This window comes from Halomonas sp. ANAO-440, assembly GCF_019915905.1.
Lineage (GTDB): Bacteria > Pseudomonadota > Gammaproteobacteria > Pseudomonadales > Halomonadaceae > Halomonas > Halomonas chromatireducens.
The window spans coordinates 115,456-140,119 of the sequence record NZ_JAHXBV010000016.1; the positions used below are offsets into that span (position 1 = coordinate 115,456).

Here is a 24,664-nt window from a genome sequence, read left to right on the forward strand (position 1 = left end):
TCATGACTCCCAGTTCAAAACGACCTTGCTGGCCTCGCCGGACAGCATGGCATCGAAACCGTGCTGGAACTCGGTGAAGGGCAGGCGATGGGTGATGACCGGGGAGATGTCGAGGCCGGACTCAATCATCACCGACATCTTGTACCAGGTCTCGTACATCTCTCGGCCATAGATACCCTTCAGCGTCAGCATGTTGAAGATCACCGTATTCCAGTCGATGGCGATATCCTCGGTGGGAATGCCCAGCATTGCCACCTTGCCGCCGTGGCACATGTTGGCGAGCATGTCGCGGAAGGCGGCGGGGCTGCCGGACATCTCCAGGCCGACATCGAAGCCCTCGCTGAGGCCCAGGTCGCGCTGAACCTCGGCCAGGCTCTCGTGGCGGACGTCCACCGTGCGCGTGGCGCCCAGGCGAGCGGCCAGAGCCAGGCGCTCGGGGTTGAGGTCGGTGATCACCACATGGCGTGCGCCGGCATGGCGGCACACTGCCGCCGCCATGGCGCCAATGGGGCCGGCACCGGTAATCAGTATGTCTTCGCCGAGCAAGTCATATTGCAGGGCCGTGTGTACGGCATTGCCCAGCGGGTCGAACAGAGCGGCCACGTCCAGGTCGATGCCCGGGGCGTGCTCCCAGACGTTTGACATGGGCAGGGCCACGTACTCGGCGAAGGCGCCGGGCCGGTTGACGCCGATCCCGCTGGTGAAGGCGCAGAGGTGGCGGCGCCCGGCCAGGCAGTTGCGGCAGCGCCCACAGACCACGTGGCCCTCTCCGGAAACGATCTGGCCCGGCTTGAAGTCATTCACGTTGGAGCCGACCTCGACGATCTCGCCGACGAACTCATGACCCACCACCATGGGGACGGGGATGGTCTTCTGAGCCCAACTGTCCCATTTGTAGATATGCACGTCGGTACCGCAGATGGCAGTGCGCTTTACCTTGATCAGCACGTCATTGATGCCGACCTGTGGGTCGGGCACCTCATCCATCCAGAGGCCGGGTGCTGCCTCCTTCTTGATCAGTGCTTTCATATGGTTACCTTCCTGTCGTTTGTCGTTGGATGTCGCTCAGGTGGGTGGGCGGCGAGCGGGCCTGGCAATTCGCCGGCAAATGTTTACTATAGAAGAACCATTTCCAGTATTGCAGAATATTTCTTCGATGCAAGAAAAAATTCCACCATATGGGATTAATCTACGCATTGAGGCAGTGTCTTGTTTCGATAGCGCGCTCGACTTCCCGTGGTAGTAGAGGAGTAGTGTAGGTGGCGGATACAACCATGGCCGAATCCCAGGCGGAAGCCGGCAGTCTTTCCACGCGTGTGATCGAGCTGCGCAAGCGCCGCGGGCTCACCCTGGAGCAGCTGGCGGCAGCGTCGGGGGTGAGCCGCTCGATGCTCAGCCAGATCGAGCGGGGCAAGGCCAACCCCACCCTGGCGGTTACCCTGCGCATCGCCCAGGCTTTCGGCATGAACATTGGCGACCTGGTTGACCAGCCATGGACGGCCTCGCGTATCGAAGTGATCCGCAGCGACGATGCCAGTCAGCTGTTTCGCGATGACCGGGACTGCCGCATACGCACGCTGTCACCGTTGCACATGGAAAAACATGTGGAATTCTACGAGGTGCGACTGGCCCCGGGTGCCCGCCTGCACAGCGCGGCCCACTTCGAAGGGACGCGGGAGCTGTTGACCCTCACACAAGGTTGCGGGAGGGTCCTGGCGGGAGAGAACCGCTGCGAGCTGAATCCCGGCGACTCGGCGCACTATCATGCTGACCTGGAGCACACCATCGAGAACAGCGGCGAAGAAGAGCTGGTGGGCTTCCTGGTCGTGACCTATCAGTGAGCCGTCGTGCTTCTAGCGCGCCCGCAGGCAGGGAAGGAGGCAAGCGGTGACGAGCATGGTCTACTGGCTTGATATGGCGGGGGTGATCGTCTTTGCGTTATCGGGCGTAATACTCGCCTGTCGCTCGCGGATGGATCCCTTCGGCATGCTGGTGCTGGCGGCGGTGACCGGCATCGGCGGAGGCACCCTGCGTGACCTGGTGCTTGGCGTACGCCCTGTCTTCTGGGTGGCGGATCCCACCTATCTCTGGGTGATCCTGGCCACCGTCGGGGTGTCGATCATCGGCTTCCATTATATTCACCGGCTGTCACGCGTTTTCCTGCCGGTGGCCGACGCCTTCGGCCTGGCGCTGTTCACCGCCATCGGCACCCACAAGGCTCTGCAGCTTGGTACACCCGGCGCGGTGGCGGTGTTGATGGGGCTGTTGACGGGTGTCGCCGGTGGCATGGTCCGCGATGTTCTGGCGCGTCGGGTGCCGATGGTGCTGCGCCAGGAGATCTATGCCACGGCCTCCATTGCCGGCGGTATCACCTATGTCGTGCTTTATGCGCTCGAGGCGCCCTGGGCATTGACGATCTCCCTGGCACTGATGATGACGCTGGGTTTGCGGCTGGCGGCCATCTACTGGCGGCTTTCTCTGCCGGTATTCGCCTGGGTGGAGATAGCCCCCCCGGTATCGGGCAGCGATGAAGCGGGAAGCGACAAGACGCCAGCGCCGCAGGCACGCACCAAGGCGAGAGTGAGGATGATTCGTCAGAAGCGTGTTCGGGATAAACAGGGATCCAGCAATGAGTAGTCGCTGCTGTTACCTCAGCTCCCGCACAGTTTTTTGGTATGGATGGCTTCTCTTGCTGCTGCTGGCGGGTTGCGCCGCTGCACCGACGGAGGTCGAGCGCGACCGTCATCGCGAGGCGGGCCTGGCGATTCAGGCGGTCTATGAGGACGCGTTGCCCGAGCTGTCCATGGCCAAGCAGCGACACTATGCCCAGAGGCTCTACCGCATTACCGCGGAACCGCGGTATCGGGAAATCGCGCATGAGCACGGCCGGCATCTGGTTCAACAGTTGAGGAGCGATATCGAAGGGCTGGCCGACCCCGATCATGCCACCATTCGCAGCCACCAGATCGTGGTGGACTATCCCCAGCGCACCGCAAAGCAGCGGGCCCGGAGGGCAATGCTGGCCGAGTGGGGGGAGATTGCCTTTGCCCGCCAGCTGCTATTTCGCTTGGTGCAAGCCGACTACTACGGCCTGCTGGACACAGCGGCAATCGCAGATCACGAGCGAGCGCTCGAGTATCTGGCCGGCGTGGCGTGGGAGCGCTTTCTGACCGATGCCGATGTCATGGCCATCTATGCCGCCCAGGTGGCCAACCATGTCTATTTTCTCCATCAGCTCGACATTGCCGACCTGCGTGAAGCAGTGGTGGCGGCTTTTCAACGCCAATACCCCGCAGGCAGCGCCGCTGAGCTTGGCAAAGCGGAGTATCACAACAAGCTCTACGGTATGACCCACTTCGTGATCGCCTCGAGCCGCTATTATCAGCGCTGGGTGGATCCGCAGGACTATGCCTGGATACTCGATGCCTTCGCCGGGGATATTGACCGAATCCTGGCCAATGCCAGCGAGGATATCCAGGCCGAAGTGGCGCTTAGCTTCCTCCTTGCCGGGCAGGAGGCGCATCCGGCCGTTGGCCGGATACGCGACTCCCTGGTGGCGGCCATCGACCCTCAGTCTGGCATCATTCCCTCAGCCACAGGGTCGTCCGATCTGGAGCGCGGAGAGCATCGCAACGTATTGGCGATCATGGTGCTGCGCTGGCCGGGCAGGCTCTACCCCGGGCCTGATCTCTCGCTGATGGGCCTTTGATCATGGGTGTGAGAGGGAGTAGCGATCAGTCTTTGTGCGGGGGCTTCGTCAAGCTGGGGCCTCAATTCGGTGAGAATATGTCGATACAAGGGACGCAAGGTGTCATGCATGTCCCGTTCGGCCTGGTGCTGATCGATATAATAGGCGGCCCTGGGGCCGCAGTAGTCGATCACGCGGCCAGCCTTGTGGAAGGCCAGGCCTGAGATCTTCAGCAGGCGCGAGAAACGTGGCTCCATCATGGCGAACACATGGCGTCTCTCCGACAGGCCAACGATCGCCGTGGCCGCGAGAAACAGGCTTAGCCCCAGCAGCGGTGAGAAGGGTTTGACGTCATGCCCCGAGAGTTGCTGAATGTCGTGCTCGTTCAAGCCGAGGGCGCAATCCTTGCTCCTGCGAAAAGCCGGGTGGACGGCGAGACGCGACACTTCACAGATCGTGGAGCGCTGGAATCGATCGGGATGCAGCCTTGGGTGGTCGAGGCTGAATCCGCAGCTGCGCTCGAGCGGCAGTGTGTCGAGGGGCGGTGCCGCGTTGCCGGGTATCAGTACCACCCTCAAGCAGCCAGTATCGATACCGCTGGGGATATGATTTAGCAGGCAGAGAATGGCATGCTCGTCGTGGGCATCGTTTTCGAACGGGATGTCTGAATTGACTCCCAGGTCGTAGTTAAGCTCCTGGCGGAATACCTTGTGTCGCAGGGCGTAGGCTCTATAGCGGGACTCTCTGTCGTTGGCGATCGAGAATCGGAACTGCTTGGCAAAGGTTGCCAAAGGGCTTGTCTTATCGAGCGGCTGCGTCCTTCTTGCTGTGTCGTTGCTCATGTCTCACCGGCATCCTTTCCTGTTGAGTTTCCATTGGTTGTTCAGGCCCGGTTTGTGCTACCCAGGGCCTCCGGAATGACTTCAGTCAATAGCACCGGACGGCCGAGGTGGTACCCCTGGCCGTAGGTGATGCCATAGGATTCAAGCAGAGGCACCAGGGCTTCCTGATCCACGAATTCGGCGATGGCCTGCTTGCTGAAGCCGGCTGCAATATCGGCAATCGCCTGAACGATGACCCGGCTGTCTGGGTTGGTCAGCAGGCTGCGAATGAAGGCGCCATCGATCTTGATGAAGTCCACGGGTAGTTCGCCGAGATAGTGGAAGCTGCTGAAGCCGACACCGAAGTCATCAAGGGCGGTACGACAGCCAAGGTCGCGAATGGATTGAAGCACGCCACGCGCCTTCGAGAAGTCAGTGACCGCGGCTGTCTCGGTGATCTCCAGGATCAGGTAGTTGGGGTCGGCACCGCTCGTGGCCAGCTCCTCGACAAGGAACTGCTTGAGTCCATCGTCGTGGAGGGTCTGCCCCGAGAGGTTGACCGCCAGGCTGATGCCCTTGTCCTGAACGTGTTTCAGTGCCTGCAGGCTATGGCGGAGCACCCAGCGGTCGATCTGGACGATCTGGCCACTTCGCTCGGCGATGGGAATGAAATGCAGCGGCGCAATCAGCGAGCCCTTGGGGCCGCGCATGCGCAGCAGTATCTCGTAATGACGCACGTTCCTGTCATTCAGCCGGACGATGGGCTGCACCATCAATTCGAAGCCATCCTCTTCAATGGCCTGGCGTATCCTCTCCACCCAATAGACTCGCTCCTGGAGCTCATCCTTGGCTGTCTCTACCGTAGAGAGCAGATGCCAGCGCTGTATACCGCCCTCCTTGGCCTTGTACATGGCAAGGTCGGCGCTGGCCATCATGTCGGCGGCATTGTTGCCATGGTCAGGATAGAGGGCGATGCCCAGGCTGGCGGCGGCCCTGTGCCGCTGGCCGCCAGCGTCCAGCCCGGTATTTTCGAGCAGGGGGAGGATCTGCTTGGCCACACACATGGCCTGCTTGTCATCGGCGCCCTCCAGCAGCAGGGAAAATTCGTCGCCTCCCAGCCGTGCGATCACGCCGCGATGTCCGAACTCCTGGAACAGGGTGTCCGCCACCATGCGAAGCAGTCGGTCGCCGGTATGATGCCCGCTGAGCTCGTTGACGTCCTTGAATTGGTCGAGGTCGAGCAGCAGTACGGCACCGGATCGTCCGCGCTGCATGGCCAGGGCCAACGCTTCATGGAAATAGCGGCGATTGTAGAGTTCGGTCAACGGGTCCCGCTCGGCAAGCCAGGTCAGGCGTGCTTCCGCCACCTTGCGCTCGGTGATATCGAGACCCACCGATATGCGGGAGGCTCCTCCCTCGAGGCGCGTCGGCAACGGAGCATGGAACCAGGCAATGGTTCGCTGACGGCCTTCCGCAGTGCGCAGGCAGCGCTCCTCCTGGGCGGCATTGTCATCGAGGCCGGCAGCATCACCGAGGGTGTTATCACGAGTAGCGAAGACATCATCGAACAGTCGGCCCAGCAGTTTATCTTCCTGGGTCTCCATGACCGTGAGGGCATAGTCATTGACCAGAGTAATACGGCCATGCTCATCCTGAATAATGATGAATACCCGTGCCGTATCCAGCAGGCTGCTGACGAAGTCTCGTTCGCGGGCGAGCTCCGCGACACGCTCGGCCAGTTGAGCGCCCCTTGCGCCCACCTCCCGCTCCAGGGTTTCCAGTTGGTTGGACAGATCGAGGGTGGTCCCTTCCAGCACGTCGATCTCATCGGGAAAGCGTCGGTGCGGTGTGGGGATGGCGCTTCGGGCTTGGTCAAAGCCGCCATGGGCGAGTACGGGCAGCACGCCAGCGAGACGACGCAGACGTGCCATGGGGCGCAGCAGGATGGCCAACAAGAGAAGTTCGGCAGCGATCCAGCCCGTGATGCCCGCCACAAGCAGGGTTCGGGTATCCTGATTGATGGCCTGCATCTGCGACGAGATATTGGAGGCAAGGAGGAAATACCCGCTACTGCGTCGATCTTCATCCGAGGCCATATGAACCGCAGAGAGTTCGATGTCGTCGCCCTGATGATGCAAGTGCAGCGGGGACCGCAGTAACTCATTGAGGGAGGTCTGCTCGGCCGCTGTTTCCAGCAAGCGGAGATAGGCTTCCTGGCGTGTCATGGCGATCAGGCTGCCATTCCAGTTCTCCAGGTGTCGCTCCGGCATCGTCTGGGGCTCCGGTGAGCCAGTGATCAGCAGGGCGACATCGCTTCCCGACACCTGCTGGACCTCGCGGGTCACATCCGCCAGCGAGCGAGACAGCATGACAATGCCCACGCTCTCCCCGGCGACCAGAATGGGTACGGCCGCATATTGACGGCAGTCAGTGGCGCAGCGCAGGGCTGAGAGGGGGAACTCGGTGGTCATGACCTGCTTGACCCAGGCCTGGATAGGTCGCTCGTTATCGGCCTGGCCCTGGCCCCACTCTGCTAGCAGGCTGCCTTCGGTATCGAACACGAGGATTTCATCGATTCCTGCTTCGAGCTGGAGGGTCGGCCACTGCGAGTAGAGAGAGCGAAACAGTACCTCTGCGTTGCCTGTTTCAAGTGCGGGGCCAAGGTCGGGCGATGCGGCCGTCAGGGCCGCCAACTGCTGCAGGCTATCCTCGGAGCGTTGGAGTGCCAGCTGAATCTCCCGAGCCTGGCGGGCATTATGCTCTTGGCGGCTCTCCTCGAACTGGCGGGTCAGGTTGGCATGGCCGAGCCAGGTAAACAGTACCACCAGCGCCAGCAGCAGCAGGCTGCTCATGGCGATGACTCGCCATGTAAGGCTTAGTCGGTGGCGTATTCCCTGGGATTTCGATGCGCTCATGCAAGCTTATCCCTACCCGAGGTTGAAGAAGTCAACTATGGCGGATCAGAAGCGAAGCGAAAGCTGGAACAGCAGCATATTCCAACGGCGTTTAGTCTCGGCAGGGTCCGGGTTGTCCTGTAGCGGCAGCCAGCCGGTCCCATCGATATGATGGTATTCGGCTGCCAATAGCAACCTCGGCGTGGCATTCCACTGCAACCCCATGGTGATGTCATCGGCATAGCGGGCGTGGGCAGGTCCAAGGCCCTGGGCCTGGTAGGCGGTGCCCGAACGGTCGCTGCGGTCGGTTACCAGGCTGTCGTAGCGTATCAGCCATTTCCAGTCAGGGTGGAAGCGGCGTGTATATTGCACATACCAGCTCTCCCCGGTGGTGTCGGATTGGCGTATATCACCGGAAAGGGAGACATTGCGTATAGCGTACTCACCCGTCAAGGCCCAGTTTTCCTGATCGTATTGCAGCGAGAGTATCCAGGGTTGAAAGTTGAGCTCGCCATCCCCGAAACCTGAGCTGAGGTCCAGATTGACGTCTGCGGCACTCAGTGCGGCGGTGAATTGTCCGTTGCCATGCTCATAGAGTACCTGCCCGATATAGGAAGTGCTGCCATCCACGTGGACGCCCATGCCGGGGGGAAACAGTTGATCTTCCAGGCCTCGGGTTGTTGGAGTGCCAATGCCGGCCTTGACCCTTAGTGTTCCCGTGTCCAGTCGCTCCTCGGCATAGACGCTGCCTCCGTCGGCTGAGAGGCCCAGCGAACGGGTGCGGTCGAAATAGATGGACTGGGGCAGCAGAATGCTCGGCCGCGTAAAGGCGACGTCCCGCGTCTGGTTATAGAAGCCGAACGGGTTCTTGAAACGCCCGGCCTGGACTCCCAGGGTTCGCTGCTGGCTGGAGTGCAGTTGATAATCGATGACGCCATAGTCGAGCACCGGGCGAGCATCCTGACCATCACCGCCGGCACGACGGCTCAGCAACTGGGCCGCAACCAGGAAGTCCTGGTGTGGGCGAAGCGAGACATTGGCACCGATTTCGGTGTATTTGAGACTACCGGAATCGCTGCTGCTGGGGCCGAAGAAATCATTTCGATCGGTGATCACCAGGGCCTGGCTGAGAAACCCATGCATTTGCAGTGTATCCAGCACACCCTCCTCCGCGGCAGCGACCGGCGCCCCAAGCGCCAGTGCAGCCAACAGCGGGGAGCAACGACTACTCCATCGAAATAACTTGGACTCGATCATCCAGATACTCCCTTTCCAGATACCCAAGGGCGCCGGGCGTGGTCGCGATGCGCTCCAGCATCTCGGCTTGGCTGCTGACTCTATTGGGTGCTTGCCCGGTACCCGAAAAGACCATCCGGTCCCAGGCCAACTGCAGCTGATGGGGGTAGACGGCCAGATGTTCCTTGGTGAAGCGCCCATGCACGGCATGGCTGCCGGGAAGGACGAAGACCCGCACGGCCTGCCCATCGGGCCAGGTGCGCTGGCGCATGGCGAAGATGGCGCGGGCGTTATCGCGGGTCAAGGTGCGGGTATCGACATCCGGGTGAACAATCAAGGCCACCTGACGCTGGTCAGCACTGGTCGCGGGAGCCAGCATCAGCAGCAGCATTATCGGTAGCAGACGCGTCAACACAGCCACACGGCACCTTCCACCAGGCTTGGTGTACGGAGCGCCACGGCGGCGCGAGCCGATGGCATCAGCGCCCTGTCGGACAATGACTGCCTCGTGTCCGGCCCCGGGCATGACGGTATTGGCCAGGACCTCTTGCAGGTATCGATAGTGCGTTCCCCCGTCCCCTTTGCCGTGAACCAGCTCAGTCCCCGGCAGTACCCTACTGTTGGAATGTAATAGTCTTACATCAATGATACATATCTGCACAATAGACGCTTGGCGTTATTCACAAAGCGAAAGCGGTGCGTCCGAACATCAACGCTAGCGACCCGGCTTGGCTAAGCTAGCATATTTTTCAGTCTGCTAGCGTGGCGGGGAGGCGGAAACTCCCTCTATTTCCTGTTGCCAGCCCGAGGGTAGCGGCTGGCGGGTATCCGCTTCGGCTCGAGCCTCTTCGATGCTCTGGTACCAACGGCGCGGCCGAAACAGCTGTAGGTCGCGCCCTTCCTCATCCAGGGCCAGGCCGATCCGGAATGCCCCAAGGCGGGCATACAACTCACCGTGGACGCTATCGTCGATTAGGCGCAGGTCTGCCAGCATTTCCAGGTTGCGTCCTGTCAGGCGCAGGTCACTGATGTGCAGCCTGTTGTCGGACAGGTCGACATCCGCATGGCCGCTGATCATCGGCACAGTCAGCAGGCGGGCCAGTCTCGGTCGTTCACGTGCGCGGGCCAGCATTAGGTTAGCCAGCAGCCCCGAGTCGCGCATGGCAAGCCCGAATCGAGCCGAAAGGTTGAGGGGCTCTTGCCAGGTCAGCCGCCCTCGCTCCAGGTCGAGCTGGGCCCACCAGCCGCGTTCTCGCCCTCCTTCGGGTCCCTCGAGTGAGACATTGTCCAGGCGTAGACGGGTACCGGCGGCATCGAAGGTGCGCGTCTCAAGGTTACCCTCTCGCAGTCGGGCATCCAGGGATAGGTCGCCACGGAGTCGTTGCTCGCCGACTTGGAGGTCGCTGTTGAACGCCCTGAGCGACAGGTCTCCCTGGGCGCGTAGGCCCTCCAGCCGCAGATCGGCCATCAGGCTGGCGCTGCCTCCGAGCAGGGCGAGCCCGGCCCCCGGAGGAAGGTAGTCATTGTAGGCGGTGATATCGGCCACTTCGGTGATGGGTAGCTCGATACGTGTCGTGATGGCTTGCGCCGGTATTGTCTCCGGGTCGACGGTAAAGCGGGGCAGGGTCGTCTCGAGCCGGAAGTGTCGGCCGCTGAGGTATTCGGTCGTGCCGTCCCGCCGTCCCAGGGAGAGCCGGGCCAGGTTGAGTGACAGGCGTGCCTCGGGCTCGGCCCGGTCGCCTTCGATGAGGGCTTCCAGCCTGCCGCTGCCACTGACGCGATAGTCGAGAAAGGTGGCGGCCAGCCGGTCGGCATCAATGCGAAGCCGGCTGCCTGGCTGGGGCTCGTGGCCCACCAGGTTGAGGTCGGCCTGGAGCTGGCCGGCGCCGCGTAGCGTCAGGCCGTGGGCACGGGGCAGCAGGCGATCGAGAAAGGCTAGCCGGTCGACGCTGCCGTCCAGCACAAGTCGGGTACGGGGCGTCTGGCCGTTAGCGCCGAAAGGATCGGTGAAGCGAGCCTGGCGGGCCAATAGCCGTGTCGTCACCCGCTGCGGTTCATCGGTGTCGTCCAGCGCCAGGGTGAAGCGCGAGCCGGAGAGATCCAGGGTGCTTCCGTCCAGGCTGGCATGGCGTATTGGCAGCGCCAGGATGATCTCACCCAGCACTTCGGCATCGAACAACCCCGCCCGGAGGCCTTGCCCGGACAGCGTGATCTCCCCTCGCACTCCGCTGCTGTCAAAGGTCAGCTGTCCCTGGCTCGTGGCGCTGCCGCCCAGCAGTCTGAGCGGCGACGAGTCGGGCATGTGGTCCGCGAATACCGCTACATCGGGTATGGCCGCTTCCGGCCAGCTCAGTTGCAGGGTCGCACTGCGTGCGGCATGGTCCCGAGTCAGGGTATCGATCTCGGCGGTCAGGTTAAGGGAGGGTGCTATCAGCAGGGGGCGTGTATCCTGGCCACGGGTCAGACTTGCCTGTTCCAGGTCGAGCTGCAATTCGGCGGTGGGTTCATCGGACGCCTCTACAAGGCGAGCGATGAGCCTGCCTCTGCCCCGAGCGTGAAACTCGAGAAAGCGCGTTTCCAGCGTCGAAGCCTCGATGCGCATGCTGCTGCCCCCCATGGGCTGGCCGTCCTCGAACCTGAGGTCGGCGAAGAGCCGGCCGGCACCGTCCAGTGTCATTCCGCGCCCATTGAAGGCGTCCTCCAGGAAGGTATCGAGAAAGGCCAGGTGTGATACCCGGCCGACCACGGTCACCGCGCCGTCCAGAGGTGCCGCACCATCGGGGGCGTACCACGCGTCGAGCGCTCCTGGTGCGGTGAAGCTGGCCTGGGGAAAGCTCAGCTCGGTGACCATGGGACTGGCCTCGCCCACCGGGTCCTCCCGGGCGGCCGTCACCTGCAACCGGCTGCCCGAGAGGTCCAGGCGAGATGCCATCGGGTCCAGCTCGGCAAGGTTCAACCCCAGGGAGAGCTCGCCGATGAGGGGCTGTTCCATCAGTGTCATCGCGATGTCATTGCCGCTCAGGTCGGCCCGCCCCTCGAGCCGGCCCTCCTGATAGTCGAACCGGGCATCCAGCCGTGCGGTGCCGGCGTGAAGCGTCAGCGGCAATCCGGGGGGGAGATAGCGCGCAAGGCGGCTCACGTCGGGGACCTCGGCCTCCTGCCAGGTCATTCGCGCCAAGGCGGGAGGCGCGGGGGGCGCGGTGAGGTCGGCGCTTTCGAGCCGGGCCGATATCGCGAAGCGTCGACTGGTCAGCAGCGGGTCTTCCTCATCTGCCTCAGCGGGGCTCATCGCCACATCCTCCAGGCTCACGTCAAGGTGGGTCCGCCCAGGCGCCTCCCCGCCATGGACGACTAGACTGGCCCGCCCTCGACCAGAGAGACGCTGTCGGCTTGCGTTGCCATCTTGGCTACCCAGCAAGGCTGCTTCATCGAGTTCAACGGCCAGGTTCGGCGATTCCAGCGTCACGTGGCTATCCGCGGCGAGCTTGCCGGAATGCAGCATCAGCTCGGCAGTGAGGGCTCCGCTGCCCTCCAGCGAAAGCCAGGGCGTAGCTTGGAGATAGGGGTTGAAGACATCCCAGGCATCGGCGCGCCCGTCCAGGGAAAGGCGCCCGGACAACTGGTTCAACTGCTGCCGATCCAGGCCGGGAGAGGGGTCGAAAGGGGCGACGTTCAGCGTTGTGTCGAGCCTGAGATCATCGGCCAGCAAAATGTCGTCCCGCCATAGCGAGCCGGCATCGAGCGTCAGCCGGAACGAATTGGTGCCTACTCGCCGTGTCGCGAGCTCAAGGCCCCTGGCTTGCAGCTCGCCCTCGCCCTCCAGTCGATGGGGGCCAGCCCGCAGCAGGCGAATGCCGTGTGCGTCGAGCTGCTGCAGGGTCAGCTGCCGTCGCAACAGCCCGGTTGTCGCGATACGCACCTCCGCCTCGTCCACCGCGAGGTAGAGAGGCAGCTCGGTGGCATGGCGCTCGATGGTCAGGCCTTGAAAGTGAAGTCGCCCAGGCCATAGGCTCCACCCGGCTTCCCAAGCTATGGTGACATGGGGCAGGCGGCGGTCGATCCAGCTCTGTGCCGAGGTGCTGTTGAGCAGGATATTGGTGCCTGCCAGTGCCAGCAGCGCCAGCATCAGCAGGCCGGACAGCAGCCAGAGCAGAGGCCGAACGCGAAGACGGCGAGGAGACGGTGTTCTTTCACTGTTCTGAGACATCGTCAGGCGGCTGCCTTCTCCTTGGCGATCAGGGCCTTGGTCCCGGTGGCTTCGCACTCGGGGATTTTATGGCATCATCACCGTTACTTTTTGTGGCACATCATCCAGGGCAGGCCGGACCACATATGTTTCTTGATTCCTACTATACGCAAACGGATTCGCACATTCGCATCACGGCACAGCAGGCGAGCGACTTCGCCAAGGGTATCGCGGGCGACTTCAACCCCATTCACGACCCCAAGGCGCGTCGCTTCTGCGTTCCCGGCGACCTGCTGTTTGCCCTGGTGCTGAGCCGCTTTGGCCTTTCCCGGGAAATGGATTTCCATTTTCGCAGCATGGTCGGTGACGGGACTACGCTGTGCCTGGAGGAGGATGAAAGTGGGCACATCGCTGTCAGCGACGATGACGGCAAGCGCTATCTCGATGTGACCCGCAGCGGGGAAACGACCCGGGACGAGTCGGCGGTGGAGGCCTTCACCCGCTGCTACGTGGCGTTCTCGGGCAGGAACTTCCCCCACGTACTCAAGCCGCTGCTCGAAGAAAAGGGCGTCATGTTCAATCCGCGTCGCCCACTGGTGATCTACGACAGCATGGGCTTCTCGCTGGAAAGAATTGACCTGGAGAGGCCTTCGCTGGAGCTGGTGGATTCGAGCATGACGGTGAGTGGCAAACGCGGCGACGTGACCCTGCAGTTTCGTATCACTGATGGCGGGGACGAGATCGGCAGCGGTTCGAAGAAGCTGGTGGTAAGCGGGCTTTGTGACTACGACGCTTCTGCCATGGAGGATATCGTCACCGAGTTCTACCGGCTCAAGGCCGCCTACGAAGCCGGCAGGTGACAGAACGCATGCCGGCTTACACCACAACCGTCACCGGGCAAGACGCCTGGTCGATGACCCGATGGCTGACGCTTCCCAGGAGCTTTTCCCGCCATGTGCCAAGCCCCCTGCGGCCCATCACGATAACCGGGTAGTCCTCGTGGCGTCGGGCCTGCTGGATGATGGCCTCGGCATAGCGCTCGCCGGTCAAAACCTGCTCGATGATGCCCGCCGGCACATCGCCCAGCACCTTGCGCGCGCGCTGGAAGATGCGTTCGGCATCGTCGGTGGGTTCATCTGCCTGCTGCGGTGGCTTGCCCGACGGGCGACAGAACAGCAGCTCTACCGCTGCATCGGCACTGCGTGCCAGGTCGCCTGCCAGAAGCGCGGCGCTGTCGCTGTGACGTGAGCCGTCCACCGGCAGCAACACCCGGCCGATATGCTGTATATCCTCCGGGGCAGCTTCGGCATGCACCACCGTGACCGGGCAAGGAGACTTGTGAACCACCTCGTTGCTGACGCTGCCTTCCACGAACTTGCCCATATCGCTGAGATGGCGGGCGCCTATCACCAGCAGGCACGCCTCATGGTTTTTGGCATGTTCGATGATGGCGCGTGCCGGATGGCGGATAAAGGTGTCGTCTTCCAGCGTCACTTCGTCGATGGACGTCTCCAGCGGCGGGCTGATGGATTGCCTGGCACGGGAGAAGGCGTTCTTGGCCGCTTCCAGGCGCAGTGAACGGTCCCGGTCGGCCTCGGCTCGTCGGTTGGCGGGCAGGTCGCTGAGTTCAGGAGGATTCAGCGGCATCACATGCAGCAGCTGCAGCGATGCCTGAAGCAGGCGGGCCAGCATGGCGGCATGACGTGCCGCAGCATCGGCGGTGGGCGAGCCATCCACTGGCACGATCACGAGCGAAATGTGCTCACTCATGGTAGGTCTCCCTTGCAGGCAGAGATAGTGAGTCAGGTTTCCAGATTAGCGCAATTGACCCGCTGGCGTCTGCCGGATGCCCGGGACAAATAGCCGTTTACCGAACAGCATCCCGCCCCAGCGAGTGTGGTTGGCGAGCTGATTCAGCCAGATGGAACCTGCGAGGCCGGCCACGATCAGCAGGACGGTATACACCAGCATCGGCATGACCAGAATCGCATTGACCGCGTCCACCATGGCAAAGAACATGGGGTGGGCCAGGTAAATGCCGAAGGAGTACTGGTTGACGTACTTGACCAGCGGCGGCGCCGGCCGGTGGCGCAGGCGAGTGACCGCGCAGAGCGTGAACAGGATGAATAGCGGCACCACCCAAGTCTCCTTGGAAGAGTACTCCAGCCAGCCGGGCAGCGTCAGCAGGGCGATGAGTCCAACGAAGGCCGCCAGGTAGCGTGGCTGGGAGAGCCGCTTCAATACAGGCACCTCATCCAGGCGCGGGGGGGCCAGTTGGGCGTAGTAGCGCACCACCAGCATGGCCAGGAAGAACAGGTAGATCCAGCCCAAGGGAGCGATCCATAGCAGGTAGCCGGGAGGCTCGATGCCGTAGAGGCGGGTCAGTCCCCAGTAGGCCATGCCGATGAGGCTGCCGATCACCAGCCAGGGGCCAGGTTTCAGCCAGCGCTCCAGACCATAGCGAGCATAAAGCCAGTAGAAGGCGTAGAACTGCATGGCGATGATCAGGAAGTAGCCGTGCCAGCCCGCATAGACCAGATAGAAGACCAGATTTTCCCAGAATCCGATGTCGATGCCTTCCTGGCGCAGGCTCAAGAAATTGGTCGTCGAATAGATCAGTCCGTAGACCAGATAGGGCACCATCACGTACTGCAGGCGCTTGTTGAGAAAGCCATCGGGCGGCTGGCTGCCATAACGGGCCGCAAACAGGAAGATGGAGATGAAGATGAAAATTGGCGTGCCGAGGACCGTGGGGATACGGGCCAGGTCGACATAGACATTGTCGACGTGCTGGTTCAGTCGATCGAGCAGGTGAAAGGCGAAGACGGCAAGACAGCCGTAGAAGCGCAGCCAATAGATTTCTTCGATTCGCTTCATGGTCCTTTGGCCTTCCCTGCTGTGCTGTCTCTGGTAGTCGTAGCTGTCAACGGTGAAGTGGCTTTCGCCGGTAGTTGAAACCGTCAGCTGTGACGGCGAGTAGGAACATCCCGCACCGCTGTGCTGTCGACCACGAGGAGGAGGAGAAATTCCCAGATTTGGGAAACAGTGTTTCATAAATCCGTTCCCGGGCACAGGGAGTCCGTGCATGACGATCCGCCACGCTATCAGGTTCTGCCTTGTCTTGGGGCTACTGCTGGGCACCACCCCGGCCTTGGCCGGAGAGGTAACCCACCATCGTTTCCACTCGACTGTACTGGAGCGCGATTACGCCTATACCCTCTATTTGCCGCCAGGCTACCGCGAATCGAATCTTGCCTACCCGGTGCTCTACCTGCTGCATGGCTCTTTCGGCAGCGAGTCCGACTGGGTCGAGCGTGGGGCGCTGAAGGAGACCGCGGACCGCCTGATTCGCCAGGGTGTCATTCCGCCAGTGGTCATCGTGATGCCCGGCAGCGAGAGCTGGTGGATCGATGGCTACAATCAGGCAGCGCGTACGGCTTTCTTCGAGGACCTCGTGCCCCGGGTGGAGGCGTCCTGGCAGGTGGTTCCACAGCGGGAGTGGCGCGGCGTAGCCGGGCTTTCCGCCGGGGGCTATGGCAGCCTCAATTTCGCGCTGGAGCGGCCGGAGCTCTTCGGAGCCGCCGCGGCCCTGAGCCCGGCCAGCTACCATCCGCTGCCTCCTGCCAACTCCTCGGCGAATCGACACCCCGCCTTCCTCGACGACAACGGCCAGTTCGACACCGAGCTCTGGCAGCGGCGTAACTACACCGCCCATCTCGATCGTTACCTGGAACGAGGAATCGTCGTGCCGATCTATCTCAGCGCCGGCAATCGTGACGTCTACAACGCAGAGCATCACGCCCGCCTGGTGCATCAGGCGCTCAAACACCATCAGCCCGATCTGGTCCCCCTGAATGTGTTGGGTGGTGGGCATACCTGGCGGGTCTGGCGCGCCAGCCTGCCCAGCGCGCTCGAGTGGATGTTCCAGTTCCTGCAGGGACCGGTGCCGTTGGAGACGCTGGCGCAGCAGGACGCAGCAGGGTGAAGCCCAGGCCGCCCGAAGGCGCCCGCCTGGGGCCGCGTTGCGGACCGGCTGCGAAGGTTGGGGCGGTCTGGAAAAGCATGATAGCAGTTGGCTTGGGGGCCTTAAGACCTTAGTCTCGGGAAACAACATACCTTTCAGGCCCCGACATGCACCCCCAACGAGAACGCCTGCACAACGAACTGCACGCCCGGCCCTCCATCTACTTTTCGGAGCCGGCCCACGTCCACCACTACGCCTTTCTGGATGAGGGTGGAGGCTGTGACGCCATCCTGGCACAGCTGGGCGAGATAACGGGGCTCGAGCTGGATACCGAATCCGTTCAGGAAATTCTGTCCTTCGACGGGATGACCCTGAAGTGGGAGCGGCATACCGAATTCTTCACGCTCACCCTGCTGCTACCCCGTGGCAGTGACAGCGAACGATGGCCGGCGGCGCCCGAGCCACTGGCTTCGATCATCGCTGCCAATCAGGCTCTGCTGATCAATGCCACCCTGGTCCTGGTGGAGGCTGAGGAGGCCTGGAGTGGAAAAGGGGAAGCGTATGGCTTCAACGACCCGGCTGGTTCTCTGGTGGGAGGTGGCGATGCCATCGTATGGAGTGATTTTCGCCTTACCGAGGAGGGCGTGAATCATCTGTTGCTGATCAACCGCAGGCTCAACGCCTTCCGTCTCGGTCGCATGGTGCGCCGACTACTGGAGATCGAGACCTACCGCATGGTGGCCTCGCTGTCGCTGCCCCTGGCCAAGGAGCTCGGCCTCGAGCTGCAGGGCTACGAGACCGAGCTAGGCGAACTCTCGGATCGCAATGCCGAGCAGGCTGAGACCAACCCGCGCCCGCTGCTCTCGGCCCTCTCACTGCTTTCGGCTCGCCTGGAGCGAAGCGGCGCCCGGTCGCGGCAGCGCTTCAGTGCCACCGAGGCCTACGCCCGGATCGTGTTTACCCGTATCGAAGAGCTGCGTGAATCGCGAGTGCAGGAGTGTCCTCGTCTCGGGACCTTCATCCTGCGCCGCTTTCGTCCCACGGTGCATTTCTGTGCCGCGATCAATCGGCGCCAGGAGAGCCTGGCCGAGAGCGTGGCGCGGCTCAACGACCTGCTGCGAACTCGTGCCCAGGTCGAGATCGAAGAGCAGAACTCGGGCATCCTGCACAGCCTCAACGAGCGCGCCAGCAGTCAGTTGAAGATCCAGAAGGCGGTCGAGGGGCTCTCGATCATTGTCATCAGTTACTACGTCTTCAGTCTGTTCAAGCTGTCGCTGGAGAGTCTCGGTGCGCTTGGGGTGCCCGTGGTGCCCGGCGTGGCCGCCTCGATCATCGGCCCGCTGGGTCTTGCCATCATCGGCGTGCTTGCCTGGCGTATCTGGCGGGTCAAGCAGCATTGAGGTACAGGGTCGCGGCCAAGTCGACGCCGTTTTCCGTGTCACTGAGGCAGGCCTTTTGCACAGCAACCATAGATGAGGACAACATGACCGAGATCGCTAGTACGCCTCAACCGCCTTACTACGCTGTCATCTTCACCTCGATTCGCACCGATGGCGACAAGGGATATGGCGTCATGGCCGAGCGGATGGTCGACCTCGCGACACGCCAGGAGGGCTTCCTGGGCATGGAGTCTGCCCGCGAGGGGCTTGGCGTCACTGTCTCCTACTGGGCGAGCCTGGAGGCGATCGCACAGTGGAAACAGAATGTGGAACACCGGGAGGCCCAGCGCCTGGGCCATTCGAGCTGGTATGCCGACTTCAAGGTTCGTATTGCCAGGGTCGAGCGGGACTATGGTGGCTAGCCTGGCCGCTACTCCTTCGCGTCGAGCTGCATCAGCAGGTCTGTCACGGCACGTTCCAGCTGGCGGTCGTGGCCCGCAACTTCATCCTCCGGTGACTGTTCTACCAGGATGTCGGGCATCGCACCATTGTGCTCCATGTCGGTTCCATCGGGCAAAAACCAGCCACGGAAGGGGCGACGGACGGTCGCGCCATCGATCAGCGTGTGGCTGTTGGTGGAGATCACCCCGCCATAGGTTTGTTGGCCCACCAGGTTGCCACGATCCAGAGTGGAGAAGGCGTGGGCCAGGATCTCGGCATTGGAATAGCTCTTTTCGTTGACCAGCATATTGATCGGCAGGGTGTATCGAGGCGCATCCAGCCTGTCCTGGGGATAGTGGCCTGTTGCCTCTCGGTCCGCCCCGGCGGGAATCGTATAGGCGTGCTCACCTGCCATGATCGAGGTCAGGATGCGGTCGGTGGTATGGCCCCCGCCGTTGTTGCGCACATCGATGATCAGCCCGTCCTTGCCGGTCGCGGCGGCGTAGAGATCCCCCTGGAAACCCTCCAGCGAGGTCTGGTTCATGGCCTGGATGTGCAGGTACCCGAGCCGGCCGTCGGAGAGCGCCTCGACCTTGCGGCGACTTTCTTCGCGGAAATGGTCATATTTGAGTCGTGCAAGATCGCTCATGCTTATCGGAGTCAGCATGGTGCGGTATTCGGTATAGCCATCGTCACCGGGGCGGTCGAAGGTGACGATCACCTCCTGATCGACAAGTCCGCGCAGCCGCCGCAGCAGGGTCTCGCGCTCCTCGAAGGGCTGAAGGTCGATCTCGGTGATGATGTCACCTTGCCGCAGAGGCATGGGGCCTCGGCTTGCCGGCCCTTCGGGGATCACCTCGGTGACGCGGTAACCGGCCCGGCCGTCGATCTGCGACACGATGGGTTCCTGCTCGATGCCGAATCGCCCGGAGGGCTCGCGCAGTGCCGATACCGGTCCGGGGTTGGAAACCCCCATGTGGGAGGCGGCGAGTTCGCCCATCAGGCGATTGGAAATGTCGCTGAATTCGCTGGGGGTTCGCGCGCGACGTATCAGTGTCTCGTAATCCTCGACCACCTGAGACCAATCCAGCCCCTTCATGTCCTCGCGATAGAAACTCTCGCCGATCATCCGCGCCGCTTCGTGGAACTTCTGCAGCGACTGAGCCTGCAGGTCGATGCGAATGCGGTCGGAGATGTCGGGCCGCTGATGGGTGCCCCCCGAGAGCCGGGCCACCCCCACGCGGCCATCGCTGATATAGACGACCCGGTCGCCGGTCGTGCTCAGGTGCTGCACGTTGGCGCTGGGGCCCAGCCGGGTGCGGTTGCTGCCATCCCAGTCCATGACGAACAGGCCTTCGCTGCCGGCATTGAACACGTAGCGGTCGCCGCCCGGCGTCATCTCATTGGCCGATTGATGGGTGGGAGAAGCCGTAATGCGTTCAACCCGGCGCCAGGCATTCTCCAGCTCGAGGGTCGGTGCGTCACCGGCATCCGTTTCTTCGCCCTCCTCCCACATGACAGGTAGGGGGGTGCGAGCATCGGCCTCGCTGCGGGCATTACGGTAGTAGGTGCTCCGCTCGCGGGGCGTATAGGTCTCGATGGTGCGGTCGAGGTAGACGCTATAGAGGTCGTAGCTGTCGCCGGAGCGGTTGGAGATGAAGCTCAGCTTGCGGCTATCGGCCGACCAGCGAGGACTGAGGTCGTTACGCGGATGCCGGGTAATGTTGACGGGCTCCTCCGAGCCGTCGGCCGGAACGATGAAGATATTGGCACTGAAGTTCAGGTCGTTACGGGAAAATGCGATGTAGCGGCTATCCGGCGACCAGCGCCAGTGGGTAAAGCTGTCCCAGCCCTCGACCAGGGTTCTCTCATCACCGCTCTCCAGGTCCTTTATCACCAAGTCGCCGCGTCCTCGGCGAAAAGCGAGGGAGCGGCCGTCCGGGGAGGGGGAGACCTGACGGTCGTTGTGTTCGCTCGCCACCAGCGGCTGAACATCGAACTGGACTGCGTCATGCCAGCGGCTCGGATCGTGCTCGGGCGGTACATCCTCGGCAACCTCGACGTCGAGCTCCTCTTCCGGGAGGCTTTCGGCTTGTATCGGTTGATCCTGCAGCGGCTCCGGCACATCTACCGGGGCCGACGGTGTCGGCAACAGAATGGGGGTGATCAGAAACCCCGGATCCTGCGGGGCGAACGGGTCCTCGGGGTCCTCCCCCTGCAGTGCGATGTCGGGCTCATCGTTGGTTTCGGGCACCGGGTCAGTCGGCTCCTCGGGGGTGGGCCTGGTCGCCTCATCGGGCGAGGGTGCCGTGAGCTCCCAGTCGCGAGAGGGTTGCTCATCGGGTGACTGCCGCTCGTGGGCCTGGCGGATTTCGTTCCGAGTCAGGGCCACGCGGGCCTCATGAATCGACTCGGTGCCGTCGCTGTCGTTGACGAAATAGAGCACCAGGCCGTCGGGGGACCAGGCGATGTCCCTGTGGCGGGCATGGGTGCCCGGCGTTACGGCCTGGGTCGGGCTCTGGTCGTCCATATGCCGCACATACACCCTGCCGTAGGCGATATACGCCATGGTCTGGCCGTCGGGGCTGAGCGCCGCCTCGCTCACGTCGCGGTTGATACGGCGCAGCTCATGGTCGTCCCGGCCGTCTGCGGCAGCCCGCAGGGTTACCGGCTCGGGTTCGGCATCCCGGTCCTGTAGGTCCAGGGTGAGAAGCGTGTCCCAGACCTGCAGGATGGCGGTACTGCCGTCGCGGGAAACATCGAAGTGCTGCAGGTCGCGCTCGTCGAAGTCGGTGAGTCGGTTGAAGGTTGGTGTCTCTTCCCCTAGCTCGACGCGATAGAGATTGACTGTCTCGTCTTCCCTGTCGGACATGAAGAGCAGTGTCTCGTCATTGATCCAGCGTGCACTGCCATCGTCTCCATCGCGCTCGGTTAGGGCATGGAACTCGTCGGTTTCCCGGTCATGCAGCCAGACGTTCATGGCGTCCGGGCCGCGGTAATGGCGCCGGTTCCAGCCATGGTAGGCCCCTCCGCGGGTAAAGACGACACGCTGCCCATCGGGAGAAAGCTGTGGCTCGGAGCCGAAGGCATCATGCAGCCGGCGATACTCGCCTCCCTCCGGCGTCAGCTGGTAGGGCCGTTGGTCACGGTAGACGTCGGCTTCAAGCATGCCGGAGAAAGTAATGACCGGCTCGCCGTCCTCGTTGAGGGCATAGTTCGGGTTGCGCAGATGCTGGTCGCCGTGGGTGAGCTGGGTCAGCTCGCCGCCATCGCGGCGCATACGCCACAGGTTCAGGTAGCCATCGCGCATTGAAGCGAACACGATCCATTCCCCATCCGGGCTCCAGCTCGAATAGAGGTCATCCAGATCGTGGCGGGTCAGCCGCATGGCATCGCCGCCGTCGGTTGGCGCCCGCCAGAGATCGCCTCGCCAACTGAAAGTGAGTTCCGAACCATCCGGACTGATGGAGGGGAAACGGGGGAGCCCGACTTCCGCCAATGCCAGCGGCGATGCACTCGCCAGTAGTCCTCCTGTCACCGCTACCAGAGCCATTCGCTGCACTGATTTATTCAGGGTGCTGACAGTGCCGTGCGTCATTCCCATTTCCAAGCCTTACCCTTTGCTGAAGCATGTTCCCCAACGTAGCAACAAAACCGGGACCCTTCGAATGCCAGTCTGCGTGCTTCCTTGGTTAGGGGGGCTCAATCAACTAACCTTCTTGCGAATAGCGAATATCTTCGCGCAGTGGCCAATGCCAGAAGAGCGGGAGCCAGGCGGAGAAACCGCAGGGAGCGAAAGGAAAGAATGGCCAGGGATCGGGAGGAGGGATGAGCGACGCAGAACACGCGAATGCGGTAAAGGAGGAACGAGACCCCTATCCGGATGCCCTGCGTGCCCTGGCACTGCTGATCGTGGTGCTGGGGCATTGGGCGGCGACCTTGCCCCGCGTTGAAGGTGGCATCCTGGTGGATACCGACCATATCCTGGATGTATGGGCTCCGGCCGGACTGTATACCTGGATTGTACAGGTGGTGCCGCTGTTTGTTTTTGTCTCTGCCGCAGTCAGTTCCGATGGCGTCCAGCAACGCCTGGAGAGGGGCAAGCCCCACCTGCACTGGTGGGCGGATCGCGCCCTGGGGTTGGCGAGGCCCACCGTTACCTACCTGGCAGTGCTGACCGTTTTTGCGCTCACGGCGCTCTTCACCAGGGATGGCGTCCTTGGCCCCCTCAACCACTCGCTGACCGTTCACCTCTGGTTCCTGCTGATCCTGCTTGGGGTGCAGCTGCTGCTGCCGCTCTGCGTCTGGGCAGACCGTCGCTGGGGGCTCAAGGCCGTTGCCGGCCTGATTCTGCTCATTGCCACTATCGACCTGCTGCGCGCACGGCCCACTGGCCTTACCGACATGCTCGTGTTTGGCGCACAGGTCACCGACACCCACGACTACTTTGGCTGGATCAATATCGTTCTTGTCTGGATATTGCCGCAACAGCTTGGCATCGCCTGGTGGCACGGACGCTTCTTCGGACGTCGTGTCGGCCTGGGCCTGCTGCTGCTGGGACTGGCCTGGCTGGGGCTGGCCGTGGCGGTCGGCTACCCCGTCTCGATGGTCAACGGCAATGTCGGCGGCGACACCAACCTGCTGCCGCCGACCCTGGCGCTACTGGGTGTTATGTGGCTCCAGGTCGGCCTGGTCGTGCTTTTCGAGACACCGGTGCGCACTTTTCTCAAGCGTCGGCACATGGGGCGCTGGATGGCGATGTTCGGCGCCCTGGGGCTGCAGCTCTATCTCTGGCACAAGTTCGCCGAGCTACCCGCCACCTGGCTGGGAATGCGACTGGGCTGGCCGATCGATGCCGGCCTGCCCGGTGAGGTGGGTTTCTGGATCGGCAGGCTGGAGTGGCTTGGGCTCTGTCTATTAATGGTCACTCCGGTCATGATCGCCGTGGTGGCCTTCGAGCGCTATCGCAAGGAGGATGTGCCACACACGACCAGCAAGGCGGCCATTCTCACGGGAGGCGGTGCCTTATTCGTCGGACTGGGGGTCAGCCTTGGCCTGGGTGCCTTCCCCGGCGCAGTTATCGGCTTGGTGGGGGTGGCACTCGCCTCCTGGCTGCTGCGCGCATGATAATTCGGTGTCTCGCCATCGGCGGATGCGCTCGACCACCCATTCGGGGGCATCCAGCGGCAAGTCGTGGCCGGCCTTTGAGTGAAGTTCGAGCGGCCAGCCCCAACGCTCGGCGATGCGCTTCGAGCAGCGCCACGACACCATTTGGTCGGATTTCGAGGTCAGCACCAGCGTCGGCAAACCGGGCAGCGTCTGCGGGGGAGTGAATCCTCTAGTGGCGGCCAGCAATTGGCGTATCAGGTTGGCCTTGCTGACCGGGGCCTCTTGCTGCCATCGGGCGTGTCGCTGCGCTACTGCGGGCAGATCATCCTGCAATCGCGTGGTCATGCGTAGGATCAAGCGTTCGCGCTGCTCATGACTGAGCGGTAGCAGCAGTGCCAGCAGCAGGCGTGGATACTGGCGTGGGCGGAGTCGCTGGTAGAACGGTGCGATGCCGCGCAGGCTCGAGTTGATCAACACCAGGCATTCCACCTCATCAGGAAAGCGCTGTGCCCAGCGCAGTGCCACCATGCCGCCCAGTGAAATCGCCAGCACACGGTGTGGGCCAGGAATACCATCCCGGGCGATCTGCTCGCGCAGCGCTTCGACCATGCCATCGATATCGGTCGGGCTGACTTCGCGCCAACGCTGGCCATTGCCGGGAAGGTCCAGCGCATGCGTCGGTTCACCCAGGGCGTCGGCCAACCGTTCCGGCAGGCCTTCCCAATGCCGAGCCTCACGTATCAGCCCTCTCAGCAGTACCCAGCCGGTTCGGAGCCCGCTCTCGCCATTCCTGATGGGGAGGCCGCCAGCTTGAAAGGCGCCATGCTCTATACGCTTGGTAACAATTTTTCGTAAACACAAAAGCTTGAAGCCCCCCTGGGCAAGCTGTGGGCCGACGATGGTGTGTGACGCGTCGCCGTTCTGCACCTGCCCACAGCGTGAACTA

At 62.6% G+C, this 24,664-nt stretch carries 18 protein-coding genes; 8 read left to right on the forward strand and 10 right to left on the reverse strand.

Annotated elements, in window-relative coordinates; genetic code table 11:
• Positions 1-1,029, reverse strand: a complete 1,029-nt coding sequence (gene tdh, locus KZO25_RS12570; RefSeq protein WP_066444098.1) for an L-threonine 3-dehydrogenase — start codon at positions 1,027-1,029, stop codon at positions 1-3.
• Between the two features lie 230 nt (positions 1,030-1,259).
• Here tdh and KZO25_RS12575 point away from each other — a divergent pair, with 230 nt between their 5' ends.
• The 3 genes from KZO25_RS12575 to KZO25_RS12585 are packed head-to-tail and all read left to right on the forward strand — an operon-like array spanning position 1,260 to position 3,709.
• Positions 1,260-1,841, forward strand: coding sequence for an XRE family transcriptional regulator (locus KZO25_RS12575; RefSeq protein WP_316935701.1), 582 nt, complete (start codon positions 1,260-1,262; stop codon positions 1,839-1,841).
• A 46-nt stretch (positions 1,842-1,887) separates the two neighbouring features.
• The gene (locus KZO25_RS12580; protein ID WP_223137219.1) at positions 1,888-2,637 is read left to right on the forward strand and encodes a trimeric intracellular cation channel family protein; all 750 of its coding nucleotides are present in this window, start codon (positions 1,888-1,890) and stop codon (positions 2,635-2,637) included.
• Positions 2,638-2,689: 52 nt separating this feature from the next.
• Positions 2,690-3,709, forward strand: a complete 1,020-nt coding sequence (locus tag KZO25_RS12585) for a DUF3541 domain-containing protein (RefSeq protein ID WP_262488987.1) — start codon at positions 2,690-2,692, stop codon at positions 3,707-3,709.
• On the opposite strand, the gene KZO25_RS12590 is transcribed toward KZO25_RS12585, so the two are convergent.
• From KZO25_RS12590 to KZO25_RS12610, 5 genes are all read right to left on the reverse strand, one after another.
• Positions 3,673-4,530, reverse strand: coding sequence for a PEP-CTERM/exosortase system-associated acyltransferase (locus KZO25_RS12590; RefSeq protein WP_083517365.1), 858 nt, complete (start codon positions 4,528-4,530; stop codon positions 3,673-3,675). The two genes, KZO25_RS12585 and KZO25_RS12590, sit on opposite strands and share 37 nt — an antisense overlap.
• A 41-nt stretch (positions 4,531-4,571) precedes the next feature.
• The gene (locus tag KZO25_RS12595; protein WP_223137221.1) at positions 4,572-7,424 is read right to left on the reverse strand and encodes an EAL domain-containing protein; all 2,853 of its coding nucleotides are present in this window, start codon (positions 7,422-7,424) and stop codon (positions 4,572-4,574) included.
• Between the two features lie 45 nt (positions 7,425-7,469).
• Entirely contained in the window at positions 7,470-8,660 is a 1,191-nt protein-coding gene (locus KZO25_RS12600) for an OprO/OprP family phosphate-selective porin (RefSeq protein WP_223137222.1), read from the reverse strand.
• Entirely contained in the window at positions 8,629-9,060 is a 432-nt protein-coding gene (locus KZO25_RS12605) for a hypothetical protein (protein WP_316935702.1), read from the reverse strand. Before KZO25_RS12605 ends, KZO25_RS12600 begins: the two co-directional genes overlap by 32 nt.
• Before the next feature lie 336 nt (positions 9,061-9,396).
• Positions 9,397-12,846: a hypothetical protein gene (locus KZO25_RS12610; RefSeq protein ID WP_223137223.1), complete on the reverse strand. Its 3,450-nt coding sequence runs from the start codon at positions 12,844-12,846 to the stop codon at positions 9,397-9,399.
• A gap of 125 nt (positions 12,847-12,971) precedes the next feature.
• Between KZO25_RS12610 and KZO25_RS12615 the strand changes: the two genes are divergently transcribed.
• Positions 12,972-13,685, forward strand: a complete 714-nt coding sequence (locus KZO25_RS12615; protein WP_066444123.1) for a DUF3581 domain-containing protein — start codon at positions 12,972-12,974, stop codon at positions 13,683-13,685.
• A gap of 16 nt (positions 13,686-13,701) precedes the next feature.
• On the opposite strand, the gene KZO25_RS12620 is transcribed toward KZO25_RS12615, so the two are convergent.
• Entirely contained in the window at positions 13,702-14,595 is an 894-nt protein-coding gene (locus KZO25_RS12620; protein ID WP_223137224.1) for a universal stress protein, read from the reverse strand.
• A 45-nt stretch (positions 14,596-14,640) separates the two neighbouring features.
• Complete coding sequence (locus KZO25_RS12625; protein WP_223137225.1) at positions 14,641-15,702, reverse strand: acyltransferase family protein; 1,062 nt, start codon at positions 15,700-15,702, stop codon at positions 14,641-14,643.
• A 208-nt stretch (positions 15,703-15,910) separates the two neighbouring features.
• Between KZO25_RS12625 and KZO25_RS12630 the strand changes: the two genes are divergently transcribed.
• The 3 genes from KZO25_RS12630 to KZO25_RS12640 all read left to right on the forward strand — a co-directional run bounded on the left by KZO25_RS12630 (position 15,911) and on the right by KZO25_RS12640 (position 18,590).
• On the forward strand, positions 15,911-16,810 hold the full coding sequence (locus KZO25_RS12630; protein ID WP_223137226.1) for an alpha/beta hydrolase: 900 nt from the start codon (positions 15,911-15,913) through the stop codon (positions 16,808-16,810).
• 146 nt (positions 16,811-16,956) lie between these two features.
• Positions 16,957-18,189 carry a DUF3422 domain-containing protein gene (locus KZO25_RS12635; protein ID WP_223137227.1) on the forward strand — a complete coding sequence of 411 codons (1,233 nt, stop codon included), beginning with the start codon at positions 16,957-16,959 and terminating at the stop codon, positions 18,187-18,189.
• An 83-nt stretch (positions 18,190-18,272) separates the two neighbouring features.
• Entirely contained in the window at positions 18,273-18,590 is a 318-nt protein-coding gene (locus KZO25_RS12640) for an antibiotic biosynthesis monooxygenase family protein (protein WP_223137228.1), read from the forward strand.
• 8 nt (positions 18,591-18,598) lie between these two features.
• Here the strand turns inward: KZO25_RS12640 and KZO25_RS12645 are convergent, their stop codons facing one another.
• Positions 18,599-22,207 (reverse strand): S41 family peptidase, encoded by a 3,609-nt coding sequence (locus KZO25_RS12645; RefSeq protein WP_262488988.1) that lies wholly within the window; start codon positions 22,205-22,207, stop codon positions 18,599-18,601.
• A gap of 230 nt (positions 22,208-22,437) precedes the next feature.
• On the opposite strand from KZO25_RS12645, the gene KZO25_RS12650 reads away from it, so the two are divergent.
• The gene (locus KZO25_RS12650) at positions 22,438-23,736 is read left to right on the forward strand and encodes an acyltransferase family protein (protein WP_223137230.1); all 1,299 of its coding nucleotides are present in this window, start codon (positions 22,438-22,440) and stop codon (positions 23,734-23,736) included.
• Here KZO25_RS12650 and KZO25_RS12655 read toward each other — a convergent pair.
• Positions 23,635-24,645: an alpha/beta fold hydrolase gene (locus KZO25_RS12655; RefSeq protein ID WP_223137231.1), complete on the reverse strand. Its 1,011-nt coding sequence runs from the start codon at positions 24,643-24,645 to the stop codon at positions 23,635-23,637. The genes KZO25_RS12650 and KZO25_RS12655 overlap by 102 nt on opposite strands.
• Positions 24,646-24,664 lie beyond the last annotated feature (19 nt).

What these genes read in the sequence shown, in the direction of transcription:
- KZO25_RS12635 (WP_223137227.1), top strand. Translation starts at nt 16,957, where the DNA reads ATGCACCCCCAACGAGAACGCCTGCACAACGAACTGCACGCCCGGCCC.
- KZO25_RS12610 (WP_223137223.1), bottom strand. Translation starts at nt 12,846, where the DNA reads ATGTCTCAGAACAGTGAAAGAACACCGTCTCCTCGCCGTCTTCGCGTT.
- KZO25_RS12600 (WP_223137222.1), bottom strand. Translation starts at nt 8,660, where the DNA reads ATGATCGAGTCCAAGTTATTTCGATGGAGTAGTCGTTGCTCCCCGCTG.
- KZO25_RS12595 (WP_223137221.1), bottom strand. Translation starts at nt 7,424, where the DNA reads ATGAGCGCATCGAAATCCCAGGGAATACGCCACCGACTAAGCCTTACA.
- KZO25_RS12630 (WP_223137226.1), top strand. Translation starts at nt 15,911, where the DNA reads ATGACGATCCGCCACGCTATCAGGTTCTGCCTTGTCTTGGGGCTACTG.
- tdh (WP_066444098.1), bottom strand. Translation starts at nt 1,029, where the DNA reads ATGAAAGCACTGATCAAGAAGGAGGCAGCACCCGGCCTCTGGATGGAT.
- KZO25_RS12625 (WP_223137225.1), bottom strand. Translation starts at nt 15,702, where the DNA reads ATGAAGCGAATCGAAGAAATCTATTGGCTGCGCTTCTACGGCTGTCTT.
- KZO25_RS12590 (WP_083517365.1), bottom strand. Translation starts at nt 4,530, where the DNA reads ATGAGCAACGACACAGCAAGAAGGACGCAGCCGCTCGATAAGACAAGC.
- KZO25_RS12645 (WP_262488988.1), bottom strand. Translation starts at nt 22,207, where the DNA reads ATGACGCACGGCACTGTCAGCACCCTGAATAAATCAGTGCAGCGAATG.
- KZO25_RS12615 (WP_066444123.1), top strand. Translation starts at nt 12,972, where the DNA reads ATGTTTCTTGATTCCTACTATACGCAAACGGATTCGCACATTCGCATC.
- KZO25_RS12640 (WP_223137228.1), top strand. Translation starts at nt 18,273, where the DNA reads ATGACCGAGATCGCTAGTACGCCTCAACCGCCTTACTACGCTGTCATC.
- KZO25_RS12620 (WP_223137224.1), bottom strand. Translation starts at nt 14,595, where the DNA reads ATGAGTGAGCACATTTCGCTCGTGATCGTGCCAGTGGATGGCTCGCCC.
- KZO25_RS12650 (WP_223137230.1), top strand. Translation starts at nt 22,438, where the DNA reads ATGAGCGACGCAGAACACGCGAATGCGGTAAAGGAGGAACGAGACCCC.